Raw genomic sequence first — 13436 nt, 5'->3', positions numbered from 1 at the left:
AAGTACAAAACCAATTTCAAATTAAGCCTAATACCCAAATTGCTTGTAGCGTGTATTAGGCGTAGTTCTTGATTACGTAGTTTGGTCAATTATAGTTGATTGTAATACGTTTTGTTTTACAGATTCAATGCCTCTGTTACGTGAAATTTCACTTTCATAAATTTCACTTGTCCCAATAATCTGCCCATTTGTAGCTTTAAGATTGAAATAGAATTTTCCATTTAAAGTTGTTTTTCTGTCAAATTTAAAATCGTCAGAGCCATTTTTTTTCACTGCTTCTATACCGTTCATACATCCAGCTTTACTTGAATATCCTTCACTTGCTAAAATGACTTGACCATTTTCAGCTTTGAGAAAAAAATGATATAAACCATTTGTTCTTAGTGATATAATGAATTTACCCATATCCTTCTTGCTTTTTTACAAAGTTATTTATATTTTTCAATTTCAGTAAAGTAATCTTGCACCCAAGGTAAATTAACTTGACCAGACATATTCTTTAATTCTAGAGCCATTTTTGAGTCTATTTCTATCACATTATCGATAATTAAATCTTGATATTTCCTCAATTTTGTCATAGTGATATATTTAGCTTTGTTTCCATTGTGGGCAATTTCCCCTCTGTCTGAAACAAATTCATCTATTTGACTTGGGTTCGTGGTTTTCCAAAGACTTGAATAGTCAGTGATTCCTAAATAAGTCCTAAATAATAATTTTAATTTATTTGATTTAGGAGTATGAAGTAATTCTGTTTCAAGTTTTGCATAATTATACCAAACATCTTTCCATCCCATACCAGCCAATTCTATAGGTTTAATTTCATTTATATCACTTCTTACTTTTGCACTTATTGTTTTTTTGATATGTTTATTTAAATTATTAATGTCAGTTGTTGTTTGAGATAAGTAAATTACAGACTCTAATAATAAATCTTCGTTATACCTTTCCCAAGCGGCACATAACATTATGACAGCACTTCTTGTGAGGAAGCCTAAATTTTTTCTACCAGGCCTATTTTGGGTATAGAAACTGTGTGTTTCAATAAGTTTTAAAACATCAACTCTTATGTGTAGAAAATTTAAATAGGCTTTTGAAGGCATATAATAATTGTTTAAAGTTGTTAGTTTTCGAATGTCGAATTACGCCTAACTAGCTTACAGGTCTGACAAAATCATTCAAAGCCATCCAATTTTGGGTAGATAGGCATGATAAGTCTCATAGCGCATTAGCTTTTCAAATATATACAATTTTCATTACAAAATTTTTTGTCTTTGGTTTGTTTCTGAAGTTTGGGTTAAAAAAAACACACCCCCAACCCCTATAACTCCATATGTTTTTTTTGGAGTCGTTGCATCTTCGATTTCAAGAGGGGAGTCGTTGCGCGAATTTTAGAGCTTTTTATAATAAATTCTTATTTATTGGAATTTAAAATTTAGAATTTCGATTCGTGTTGTGTTACCGTTTCTAGCCCTGATGGGAGCGGCATCCTGTGGCTCTGGGGTTCAGAGCCACAGATATAGTGGACAGCAGGAAATAGCTCCTAAAAAAACTGAAAAAGGGTTTCTGTAAATTGCTTTCTTTTTTGTAATTTTGCCGTCCAAAATATAAGGACAAGAATATGTTAGATAGACTTCAATATGTAAAACAGCGTTTCGACGAGATTTCGGATTTGATTATTCAGCCCGATATTATCGCGGATCAAAAACGATATGTGCAACTCAACCAAGAATATAAAAGCATCAAAGCCTTGGTTGAAAAAAGAGAAGAATACATTATTGTCTTAGCCAATATTGACGAGGCTAACGAAATCATCGCTGATGGTAGTGATGCCGAAATGGTGGAAATGGCCAAAATGCAATTGGAGGAAGCTAAAGAGCGTTTGCCACAACTAGAAGATGAAATCAAATTTATGTTGATTCCGAAAGATCCTGAAGACGCGAAAAACGTAATGGTCGAGATTCGTGCGGGTACAGGTGGTGATGAAGCGAGTATTTTTGCAGGGGATTTGTTCCGTATGTATACTAAATATTGTGAAAGCAAAGGCTGGAGAACCTCTGTTGTGGATATGAACGAAGGAACTTCAGGTGGTTTCAAAGAGATTATTTTTGAGGTTACAGGAGAGGATGTTTACGGAACTTTAAAATTCGAAGCTGGTGTACACCGTGTGCAACGCGTACCTCAAACAGAAACACAAGGACGTGTGCATACTTCGGCTGCAACAGTTATGGTGCTTCCAGAAGCGGAAGAATTCGACGTACAAATTGATATGAATGATGTTCGAATTGATTTGTTTTGTTCTTCTGGGCCAGGGGGACAATCTGTAAATACTACTAAATCTGCTGTTCGTTTGACGCATATTCCAACCGGATTGGTGGCGCAATGTCAGGATCAAAAATCACAACATAAAAATAAAGACAAAGCTTTAGAAGTTTTACGTTCTCGTTTGTACGAAATGGAATTGGCCAAAAAACAAGCTGAAGATGCCTCAAAACGTTCTTCGCAAGTAAGTTCTGGTGACCGTTCTGCTAAAATTCGTACGTACAACTACGCACAAGGTCGTGTAACGGATCACCGAATTGGTTTGACCTTATATGATTTGGGTAACATAATGAATGGGGATATCCATAAAATTGTGGCCGAATTACAATTGGTGAACAATATGGAAAAACTGAAAGAAGCTAGCGAGGTTTTTTAATTAACTAAGTATTAAGTACTAAGTATTAAGTGTTAAGATTAAGATAATAGAAAAGATGCCATACTGAAATGTTTGGCATTTTTTTTAACAGGTTGCGAACTTTGGAAAAAACTTTGCGAACTTTGCCAACAACAACAACAACAACAACAACAACAAACTACAAACTACAAACAATAAACAACAACTGTTTTGACAACACAACAACTACTAGAACAAATCCAATTGAAAAAGTCTTTTCTATGCGTAGGCTTAGATGTTGACTTGAATAAAATACCTTCTCATTTATTAGCAACGGAAGATCCAATCTTCGAATTCAATAAAGCCATTATTGATGCGACGCACGATTTATGTGTGGCCTACAAACCCAATACGGCTTTTTTTGAAGCGTATGGCATAAAAGGTTGGCAGTCGTTGCAAAGAACTATCGAATACATCAATGCCAATTATCCTGAACTCTTTACGATTGCAGATGCAAAACGTGGCGATATTGGGAATACGTCTTCAATGTATGCCAAAGCCTTTTTTGAGGATTTGAATTTTGATAGTGTAACGGTAGCGCCGTATATGGGAAAAGATTCGGTGGAGCCTTTTTTAGCTTTTGAGAATAAACACACCATTATGTTGGCCTTGACGTCTAACGAAGGCGCTTTTGATTTTCAAACTTTATCGGTAAATGGTACAGAATTGTACAAACAGGTTTTGGAAACTTCAAAATCGTGGAAAAACAGTCATAACTTGATGTATGTGGTTGGTGCCACAAAAGCCGAATACTTTACTGAAATTCGTAAAATTGTACCTGATAGTTTCTTGTTGGTTCCTGGTGTTGGCGCACAAGGCGGAAGTTTGACTGAGGTTTGCAAATATGGTTTGAATAGTCAAGTAGGTTTGTTGATCAACTCGTCTCGCGCTATTATTTATGCTTCGAATAAAGAAGATTTTGCCGAAGTTGCTAGAAACGAAGCGTTGAAAATGCAACAGGAAATGGAGGAGATTCTTAGTTTAAACGTTTAAAGTTTAAGGTTTAAAAGTTTAATGTTGTTTGTTGAACCGTTGCGTGCTTTGCGGTTAAATTTTTCAACCATATAAGACATATAAGGTCATTGAAGTTTTTTCTTTGTGAACCTTGCGTAAACCTTTGCGAACTTTGCTATTAAGTTTTTCAACCATATAAGACATATAAGGTCATTGAAGTTTTTTCTTTGTGAACCTTGTGTAAACCTTTGTGCCCTTTGCGGTTAAATTTTTCAAACATTTAAGGCATTTAAGGATGTTAAAGTTTTTCTTTGCGACCCTTGCGTAAATCCTTGCGACCTTTGCGGTTAAGTTTTTTTACCACGAAGAAAAACTAAGAAGTCACGAAGCAGCACAAAGCTTTATGTTATACTTTGCGACCCTTGCGGTTAAATTTTTTTGTGTTTAAGCTCAAACAATATGAAACAACTAACAGATCAAATCGGTACTTCTCATTTTTTTGAATCGACACCACGTCGAATTGTTTCGTTGGTTCCTTCACAAACGGAGTTGTTGTTTGATTTAGGATTAGAAGACCAAATCGTTGGAATTACCAAGTTTTGTGTGCATCCAAAACATTTACTTAAAACCAAGAAAATAGTTGGCGGTACAAAACAAGTTCATTTTGATAAAATCAAAGCCTTACAACCGGATATTATTATCTGCAACAAAGAAGAAAACACACTAGAAATGGTGCAAGAGCTTTCTGCAATTGCGCCAGTTTGGGTAACCAATGTAGTTACCATTGCAGATAATAATCAAATGATTACCGATTTTGGATTGCTTTTCGATACAACAGCCGAATCCCAAGTCTTGAATCAAAGTATAGCTTTGGCCTTGGCTGATTTTACAACTTTTATAGCAACCATTCCTACTCAAAAAGTAGCCTATTTTATTTGGAAAAAGCCATATATGGTCGCAGGTTCTGGCACATTTATCAACGAGTTGCTGCAATTGAATCGATTCGATAATTTTTTTGGCACACAATCTCGTTATCCTGAAATTGCTATTGATTTATCAACCCGATTTGATGCTGTCGATTTGGTGTTGCTTTCTTCGGAACCTTATCCATTTAAGGATGAAGATGTAGCTGAATTCACTTCCTTTTTTCCAAACGCCAAAATACGATTGGTCGATGGCGAGTACTTCTCTTGGCACGGCAGCCGCTTGTTGAAGGCTATTTCTTATTTCAAAAAATGGCATCAAGCGTTGGTTTTTGATGTTTAAGTTGTTGGTAAAATAGTGATTTGTATTTAGATGGCTAATTTCAAGATAGTAATTGGCTTTTAAAATTATTATTCTATTTTTACAAAAAAAACTAACGAATGCTTAATTACACTATCTACAAGAATGAAACAAGTACACAATGGGTAACTTTTGTCCATGGTGCAGGAGGAAGCTCGTCGATATGGTTTAAGCAAATTCGAGATTTTCAGAAGCAATACAATGTTTTACTTTTGGACCTCAGAGGACACGGAGAATCTAAACCAACCCTAAAAACGGCTTTTAAACAGAAATATACTTTCTCGGCTTTGGCGAATGATATTGTAGAAGTTTTAGAGCATTTGAAAATTGAACGTTCTCATTTTGTGGGTATTTCATTAGGAACGATTTTGATTCGTCAATTGGCAGAAATGTATCCTCAAAAAGTACAAAGTATGATTTTGGGTGGTGCCATTTTGAAAATGAATTTCCGTTCTCAAATTTTAATGCGTTTGGGTAATGCTTTCAAATATGTATTGCCTTACTTGGTATTGTATCGCTTTTTTGCTTTTGTCATTATGCCCAAGAAAAGTCATAAGCAATCGAGAGTACTGTTTATCAATGAAGCTAAAAAATTATACCAAAAAGAGTTTATAAAATGGTTTAAACTCACAGCTGAAATCAATCCTGTTTTGAAGTGGTTCAGACAAGTAGAGTTGAATATTCCAACTCTTTACGTTATGGGAGAAGAAGATTATATGTTTTTGCCTTCTGTTCGAAAAGTTGTCGAAAATCACTATCGTTCTTCTAAGCTTTTTGTTATTGAAAAATGCGGTCATGTGGTGAATGTTGAACAACCCGTGGCTTTCAATACAGCTGTACTTTCTTTTCTAAATACTGCACAATAAAAAATGCCGACATCCTGAGATATCGACATTTTTATAACTAACCAAAACCAAATAATAAATAACCAGTTTATTACACTACAAAGGTCAGGAATAAGTTGAGATGTTTTTGTTAAAATTATGTTATTACTTTGTTGTCAATAAGTTAAGTCTAATTAACAACGTTTTTTTGGTGTTTTTTTCTTGTTATATTATGTTAATCTTGCATAGCAAAAACCTTCTTTAAAACAGTCGAAGTTCTTGATTGTAAATCAGTTCTAATGTTTTTTTCTTCAATAGCAATCATTTTAAAAACGCCTTCTAGTGCTTTGTTGGTGACATAATCATTCAAGTCAGGATTGATTTTTGAAACCAAAGGCACCGTGTTGTATTTTTGAATGATTCCATTCCAAATTTTATCGGCACCAACCTTTCCGATGGATTGTTGAACTACAGGAAGGAATTTAGTATATAATTCTTTATTGGTAGATTGCTGTAAATAGGTTGTTGCAGCATTTTCATTGCCCATTAAAATGGTTTTGGCATCTGCAATTTTGATGTTTTTTATGGCGTTTACAAACACTGGAGTTGCTTCTTTTACAGCGTCTTCTGCGGCTCTGTTCAGGGCTTTTATTCCGTCATCTGCTAGCGAACCCATTCCTAGTTTACGTAATGTTTTGTCGACTTTGGTTAACTCTTCTGGCATTACGATTTTGACCAATTCATTTTTGTAGAAACCGTCTACTTGCGTCAATTTCGAAACCTGTTCGGTGATTCCTTTGTTTAAAGCTTCTTTTAGCCCAGCAGCAATATCTACTTTTCCGTTTTTGTTTAAAATACCGGTTGCTGTTTCTGATGATTTTTTTAGAATGTTTTTGAATTGAGCGTTACTAATAGCAGGTAATAAAATAAGTAGGATTAAAAATTTTTTCATTAGGATTTTGGGTTTTTTTAATTGAAAAGGCTACAAAAATACTACAGTTTTGTTGTTATACACCATAGTTTTTCGTTCTGCATGCAATGTAATGGCTCTTGCCAAAACCATGCGTTCCAAATCTCTTCCTTTTATTATAAAATCCTCAATGGAGTGACTGTGGGTAACTCGAGTGATATCTTGTTCGATAATTGGTCCTTCATCAAGTTCTTCAGTCACATAATGACTAGTAGCCCCAATGATTTTTACACCGCGTTTAAAAGCGGAATGATAAGGTTTAGCCCCAGGAAAAGCGGGTAAGAAAGAATGATGGATATTGATAATGTTGTTTTGGTATTTTTTAATCAGTTTTGGGGTAATGATTTGCATATAGCGCGCCAGTACAATGAAGTCGATATTGAATTCTTCTAGCAATTCTATTTGTCTCTTTTCGCCAATTTCTTTAATTTCTTTGGTGAAAGGAACACAATAAAAAGGAATAGCAAATTGTTCGGCTACTTTTCTTAAATCTTCGTGATTACTAATGATTAAAGGAATTTCAAGTGGTAATTCGCCAGCGCTATAGCGTCCCAAAATATCGTATAAACAATGATCGTATTTAGAAACAAACAAAGCCATTCTCGGTTTTTGCTGTTGCGGATAAATTTTCCAATCCATAGCAAAGGGAAGGGCGAGATTGGTTTCAAAGTCAGCTTTTATAGCTTCTATTGTCCATTTTTCCGACTCTAATTCGCATTCCAATCGCATAAAAAAAACATTTTCATCGGCATCAACGTGTTGGTCCAAATAAATAATGTTTCCTTCTATAGAGGCGATATAGTTAGTAACTGAGGCTATAATTGACTTTTGATCTTTACAATGTATGAGGATGGTAATTTTTTGCATTTTTTCTTTTAATTGTGCTTTATTGCTAGGTTTTAAAATGTTTTTATCATTAAACGTACCGAATGACTATTTTTTTGTTTATTTGAGGACAAAATTTGGTTTGTTTTAAAATCAAAAGAAAACGTTTTCTTTTGATTCTATTGCGATTAGTTATCCTTTTTTACCAAAACTAACTTATTTTTTTTAAGAAATAGCAGCATTTGGTTGTTTTATAGTAATTCAATAAAATGCTAATTTTTATTTTAAAAAATGTGTAATTTGGCGCTATTAATTATCATATTCATAAAATGGAACCACAAAAACCTTATATTCCTGTTAATAAAGTAAGAATTGTTACCGCAGCCTCTCTCTTTGATGGTCATGATGCCGCCATAAATATTATGCGCCGTATTATTCAATCAACTGGAGTGGAGGTGATTCATTTGGGGCATGATCGAAGTGTAGAAGAAGTTGTGAATACTGCCATTCAAGAGGATGCCAATGCGATTGCAATGACTTCTTATCAAGGGGGACATAACGAATACTTTAAATATATGTATGATTTGCTTCAAGAAAAAGGAGCAGGACATATCAAGATTTTTGGCGGAGGCGGAGGCGTTATTTTGCCTTCAGAAATTGAAGAATTACATCAGTACGGTATCACTAGAATTTATTCTCCAGATGACGGTCGTGCTATGGGATTACAAGGCATGATTAATGATTTGGTGGAACGTTCTGATTTTGCTATTGGCAATCAATTAACCAATGAATTGGAATTAATTGAAGATAAAACACAAACTGCGATTGCAAGGCTTATTTCGGCTGCAGAGAATTTTCCTGAAATTGCAAAACCAGTTTTTGATCAGATTCATACTAAAAATGAAACTTCTAAAATTCCTGTGCTAGGAATCACAGGAACCGGTGGTGCAGGAAAATCCTCTTTGGTAGATGAATTGGTTCGTCGTTTTTTAATTGATTTTCCAGAGAAAACCATTGGATTAATCTCTGTAGACCCATCAAAACGTAAGACAGGTGGCGCCTTGTTAGGCGATAGAATTCGTATGAATGCAATTAATAATCCTAGAGTTTATATGCGTTCTTTGGCAACACGTCAATCTAATTTGGCTTTGTCTAAATATGTAGCCGAAGCGATTCAGGTGCTTAAGGCGGCGAAATACGATATTATTATTTTAGAAACTTCAGGAATCGGGCAATCGGATACTGAAATTATGGACCATTCAGATGTTTCATTATACGTAATGACACCTGAGTTTGGAGCAGCTACGCAATTGGAAAAAATTGACATGCTTGATTTTGCCGATTTAGTAGCCTTGAATAAATTCGATAAGCGTGGTGCTTTGGATGCGCTTAGAGATGTGAAAAAACAATACCAACGCAATCATAATTTATGGGATGTAAATCCAGATGAAATGCCGGTTTTTGGTACTATTGCTTCTCAGTTTAACGATCCAGGAATGAACACGCTCTACAAATCGATTATGGATAAAATTGTAGAGAAAACCGGTTCAGATTTAAAATCAACTTTCGAAATTACGCGCGAAATGAGCGAGAAAATTTTTGTCATTCCACCACACCGCACCCGTTATTTGTCCGAAATTGCTGAGAACAACCGTAAGTATGATGAAACGGCTTTGAGTCAAGAGCAAGTGGCTCAAAAGTTATACGGAATTTATAAAACAATCGAAACAGTTTCTAATAAGAAGCCAGTACTCAATAAAGCTGGAATTGATGACGCGTCTGTATTGCCATCTGCTACAGCGTCGCATGATGAAAACCGTATCTTTTTGAATTTACTTTTGAATCAATTCGACAAAGTAAAAATGGATTTAGATCCTTACAATTGGGAAATGATTCTGACTTGGAATGAAAAAGTAAATAAGTATAAAAATCCTGTTTATACTTTTAAAGTTAGAGATCGTGAAATCAAAATGGCGACACATACCGAGAGTTTATCGCATTCGCAAATTCCTAAAGTTGCTTTGCCAAAGTATAAAGCTTGGGGTGATATTTTGCGTTGGTGTTTACAAGAAAATGTTCCAGGAGAATTTCCATTTACTGCAGGATTGTATCCTTTCAAACGTGAAGGTGAAGATCCTTCTCGTATGTTTGCTGGTGAAGGTGGTCCGGAAAGAACGAACAAACGTTTTCATTATGTAAGTGCGGGTTTACCAGCCAAAAGACTTTCGACAGCTTTTGATAGTGTGACTTTGTACGGAAACGATCCACACATTCGTCCTGATATTTATGGGAAAATCGGAAATGCAGGAGTTTCTATTTGTTGCTTGGATGATGCTAAAAAACTGTATTCTGGTTTTGATTTAGTGCACGCTATGACTTCGGTGAGTATGACTATCAATGGGCCGGCGCCTATGTTACTTGGATTTTTTATGAATGCAGCCATCGATCAGCAATGTGAAATCTATATCAAGCAGAATGATTTGGTGGAAGAAGTGGAAGCTAAGATAAAAGCGATTTACCAAGAAAAAGGGGTAGAGCGTCCAAAATATCAAGGTGATTTACCAGAGGGTAATAATGGTTTGGGATTGCTACTTTTGGGAGTAACCGGAGATCAAGTGTTGCCTTTAGAAGTTTATAATGAAATAAAAGCCAAAACGCTAGCGCAAGTTCGTGGTACCGTTCAAGCCGATATTTTAAAAGAAGACCAAGCACAAAACACTTGTATTTTCTCTACGGAGTTTGCCTTGCGACTAATGGGGGATGTTCAGGAGTATTTTATTGCAAATAATGTTAGAAATTTCTATTCGGTTTCAATTTCTGGTTACCATATCGCCGAGGCTGGGGCTAATCCTATTACGCAATTGGCTTTTACTTTGGCCAATGGTTTTACTTATGTAGAATATTACTTGAGTAGAGGGATGAATATTAATGATTTTGGACCGAATTTATCGTTCTTTTTCTCGAATGGTGTCGATCCAGAATATGCTGTAATCGGACGCGTGGCCAGAAGAATTTGGGCGAAAGCTTTGAAAAATAAATATGGAGCCAACGAAAGAGCTCAGATGTTGAAATACCACATACAAACTTCAGGGCGTTCTTTGCATGCTCAGGAAATTGATTTTAATGATATTCGTACGACGTTGCAGGCTTTGTATGCGATTTATGACAACTGTAATTCCCTACATACTAATGCGTACGACGAAGCGATTACTACGCCAACAGAAGAATCGGTGCGTAGAGCTATGGCTATTCAGTTGATTATTAATAAAGAGTTAGGTTTGGCTAAAAATGAGAATCCAATTCAAGGAGCCTTTATAATCGAAGAATTGACTGATTTGGTGGAAGCAGCGGTTTTACAAGAATTTGATAGAATTACAGAACGTGGTGGTGTACTTGGGGCTATGGAGACGATGTACCAACGTTCTAAAATTCAAGAAGAAAGTTTGTATTACGAAACATTGAAACATACAGGTGAGTTCCCAATTATTGGAGTTAACACGTTCTTGAGTTCTAAAGGATCGCCAACGGTGATTCCTGCTGAAGTGATTCGTGCTACCGAAGAAGAAAAGCAATACCAAATCACCATGTTGAATAATTTGCAAAAAGCCAATGCTGATTTGGTAACCCAACATTTAAAAACCTTACAAGAGGCAGCCATCAACAATGAAAACATCTTTGATCATTTGATGGAAGCCACAAAGGTTTGTTCTTTAGGGCAAATCACGGCCTCATTGTTTGAAGTAGGAGGGCAGTATAGAAGAAATATGTAATACTTTCAATTGCAATAAATCAAGAAAGGCTGTCAATACTGACAGCCTTTCTTTTTAAACACACTTTAAAAAACCAATTTTTAGTTATTCGCAACGGCAAGAGATTTTTTTGCACTGTTTTTGTAAACCTCTGCTATTGCTTTTCTGTTCAAAACCGTTTCATTTTTTGAAACAACAATTTCATGTTTTACGGTTTTTAAATTATTTTCTACTACCAAAATGTATTTTCCTTCAGGAAATTCGTCTAAGCTATAAGTTTTAGCAATTCCTTTTTTACCTGAAGCATATTCTGAGAATAGAAGATTGTTTTCTGAATCATAAATAGAAACTGTAACTTTTTGTTGTCCATTGAGAGCAAAGCTAATTTCGTTTCTTTTTCCTTTTTTTACATTAAGTAAAAAATCGCCTTCAATTGCGTAAGTGTTTAGACTAACTAAAGCAAATACTGCTACTAAACTTAATTTTGAGATTGTTTTCATAATTCTTTGTTTTAAGTTGTTAGTTAAAATTTCTAATGCTAAAGTAGCCTAACAATCAAAATCTTAACACAACAGAATTTTCTAATTTAGGTTGTATTTTCACATTTCGAAAACGATATAGTGTTAATTTGGTTAATATAGTATAGTGATTTGGTAATTTTGTATAGTTGCTATTTTTTAAAATTCAACAAAATCATGAATTATGCTCAAAAAAAATGCTTTTATTGTTATTTTTATTATGTTATTTATGTTAAAATTTGATTTTTGTTGAATATAATAAAATCTCCTTAATTTTTTTATTCAAACAATTTTTATTAATGTGAATTTTTGTCAAATCTGTAATTTGTCTCCAGAGAGAGGATAAAAAAAAGACCGCCTATTTGAGGCGGTCTATTATGATTAAAAAAAAACGTTATTTTATTTCAACTAATTGTTTATTAGTTCCTTCTTTTAAGTATACCTCTAATATAGGTTTTTTGCTTAAAACAGCTGTTGAAGCATTGATTTTAATTTCATGTTTAACAGACTTGAAATCGGTAGATACAATTAAATAGTATTTACCATCAGGGAATTCATCTAAATTGTACGTTTTTGATATCCCTTTTTCTCCAGCGGCATTCTCAGAAAACAATGCATTGTGGTTCATGTCATAAATCGTAACCTTAGCTTTTTGTTGACCATTGAGAACAAAGCTAATTTCGTTTCCTTGTCTTTTTTTTACGTTTAGTAAAAAATCGCCGTCGATTGCATAGGTGTTAAGACTTGCTAATGCGAATAATGCCACTACACTTAATTTTGAGATTGTTTTCATAATTCTTGTTTTAAGTTGTTGGTTAATTGTCTATGACTAATTTAGAAGAAGCTTTATTAAAGCAACACAACAATATTTTCTAATTCTGATGTTAAATTAACTTCTCGAAAACGATATAGTGTTATTTTGGGTAAAAAAGCACATATTTGTGGTAAAATAGGATAGATGTTATTTTTCAAAGTTGATTTTTTTATGCAAAAAAATCAATGAAATATTTATTTTGATGATTTAACTTTATTGATTTGATGTATTTCCTGAAAATAATATATAGATGCTTTGTTTTTTTGGAAGTAGACGATAAAAAAAAAGCTGCCAAAGAATGACAGCTTTCAAAAAGTATGAATTTTTTATGGTCGAAGTACTAATTAATTAGAAGCAACATTTTGATTCGTAAAAGAAGTTTTGTAAACCTCTAGATACGCTCTTTTGCTTAAAGTAGCTTCTGATGCTTTTACTTTAATTTCGTGTGTTACTTCTTTAAGATCAGTTTTTACTACTAATGAATAGGTTCCCATTGGTAGTTCATCTAGATTATAGTTTTTTACAATTCCATTCTGACCTTTAGCGTTTTCAGAATAAACTAAGTTGTTTTCTGCATCATAAATCGCTATATAAGCTTTATTAATGCCATTCATAGCAAAGCTAATTTCGTTTCCTTTTCCTTTTTTTACATTAAGTAAAAAATCTCCGTCAACTGCATAAGTGTTTAAACTTGTCAATGCAAAAAGTGCAACTAAACCCAATTTATTCATCAATTTCATATGTTCAATTTTTTTAATTATTAGTCATTATTTATTTTGCTAAAT

The 13436-nt window shown here is 34.2% G+C and carries 12 protein-coding genes; 5 read left to right on the top strand and 7 right to left on the bottom strand.

Features of this window, described 5'->3' with window-relative positions:
- Positions 1 to 72 precede the first annotated feature (72 nt).
- Both ACZ1AQ_RS04140 and ACZ1AQ_RS04135 read right to left on the bottom strand, forming a co-directional pair.
- Positions 73 to 405: a YegP family protein gene (locus ACZ1AQ_RS04140; protein WP_489631683.1), complete on the bottom strand. Its 333-nt coding sequence runs from the start codon at positions 403 to 405 to the stop codon at positions 73 to 75.
- Positions 406 to 428: 23 nt separating this feature from the next.
- On the bottom strand, positions 429 to 1100 hold the full coding sequence (locus ACZ1AQ_RS04135) for a HEPN domain-containing protein (RefSeq protein WP_489631682.1): 672 nt from the start codon (positions 1098 to 1100) through the stop codon (positions 429 to 431).
- Between the two features lie 518 nt (positions 1101 to 1618).
- Here ACZ1AQ_RS04135 and prfA point away from each other — a divergent pair.
- The 4 genes from prfA (at position 1619) to ACZ1AQ_RS04115 (ending at position 5817) form a co-directional block, all read left to right on the top strand.
- Positions 1619 to 2695, top strand: a complete 1077-nt coding sequence (prfA, locus tag ACZ1AQ_RS04130; RefSeq protein WP_489631681.1) for a peptide chain release factor 1 — start codon at positions 1619 to 1621, stop codon at positions 2693 to 2695.
- Positions 2696 to 2884: 189 nt separating this feature from the next.
- Positions 2885 to 3706 carry an orotidine-5'-phosphate decarboxylase gene (gene pyrF, locus ACZ1AQ_RS04125; protein WP_489631680.1) on the top strand — a complete coding sequence of 274 codons (822 nt, stop codon included), beginning with the start codon at positions 2885 to 2887 and terminating at the stop codon, positions 3704 to 3706.
- Between the two features lie 420 nt (positions 3707 to 4126).
- The gene (locus tag ACZ1AQ_RS04120) at positions 4127 to 4933 is read left to right on the top strand and encodes an ABC transporter substrate-binding protein (RefSeq protein ID WP_489631679.1); all 807 of its coding nucleotides are present in this window, start codon (positions 4127 to 4129) and stop codon (positions 4931 to 4933) included.
- A 98-nt stretch (positions 4934 to 5031) separates the two neighbouring features.
- Positions 5032 to 5817 carry an alpha/beta fold hydrolase gene (locus tag ACZ1AQ_RS04115; RefSeq protein ID WP_438062142.1) on the top strand — a complete coding sequence of 262 codons (786 nt, stop codon included), beginning with the start codon at positions 5032 to 5034 and terminating at the stop codon, positions 5815 to 5817.
- 193 nt (positions 5818 to 6010) lie between these two features.
- Here the strand turns inward: ACZ1AQ_RS04115 and ACZ1AQ_RS04110 are convergent, their stop codons facing one another.
- Together ACZ1AQ_RS04110 and purU are read right to left on the bottom strand one after the other, a co-directional pair.
- Positions 6011 to 6727 carry a DUF4197 domain-containing protein gene (locus ACZ1AQ_RS04110; RefSeq protein ID WP_489631678.1) on the bottom strand — a complete coding sequence of 239 codons (717 nt, stop codon included), beginning with the start codon at positions 6725 to 6727 and terminating at the stop codon, positions 6011 to 6013.
- Positions 6728 to 6757: 30 nt separating this feature from the next.
- Positions 6758 to 7612, bottom strand: a complete 855-nt coding sequence (gene purU, locus ACZ1AQ_RS04105) for a formyltetrahydrofolate deformylase (RefSeq protein ID WP_489631677.1) — start codon at positions 7610 to 7612, stop codon at positions 6758 to 6760.
- 287 nt (positions 7613 to 7899) lie between these two features.
- On the opposite strand from purU, the gene ACZ1AQ_RS04100 reads away from it, so the two are divergent.
- Complete coding sequence (locus ACZ1AQ_RS04100) at positions 7900 to 11340, top strand: methylmalonyl-CoA mutase family protein (protein ID WP_489631676.1); 3441 nt, start codon at positions 7900 to 7902, stop codon at positions 11338 to 11340.
- Between the two features lie 80 nt (positions 11341 to 11420).
- On the opposite strand, the gene ACZ1AQ_RS04095 is transcribed toward ACZ1AQ_RS04100, so the two are convergent.
- The 3 genes from ACZ1AQ_RS04095 to ACZ1AQ_RS04085 form a co-directional block, all read right to left on the bottom strand.
- Positions 11421 to 11819, bottom strand: a complete 399-nt coding sequence (locus tag ACZ1AQ_RS04095; RefSeq protein WP_489631675.1) for a T9SS type A sorting domain-containing protein — start codon at positions 11817 to 11819, stop codon at positions 11421 to 11423.
- 412 nt (positions 11820 to 12231) lie between these two features.
- The gene (locus tag ACZ1AQ_RS04090) at positions 12232 to 12630 is read right to left on the bottom strand and encodes a secretion protein (protein ID WP_489631674.1); all 399 of its coding nucleotides are present in this window, start codon (positions 12628 to 12630) and stop codon (positions 12232 to 12234) included.
- A gap of 365 nt (positions 12631 to 12995) precedes the next feature.
- The gene (locus ACZ1AQ_RS04085) at positions 12996 to 13391 is read right to left on the bottom strand and encodes a T9SS type A sorting domain-containing protein (RefSeq protein ID WP_489631673.1); all 396 of its coding nucleotides are present in this window, start codon (positions 13389 to 13391) and stop codon (positions 12996 to 12998) included.
- Positions 13392 to 13436 lie beyond the last annotated feature (45 nt).

Source organism: Flavobacterium sp. UM26 (genome assembly GCF_057922445.1).
Note: the sequence above shows the minus strand (reverse complement) of the source record. Positions and strands in the feature narration are given on the sequence as shown.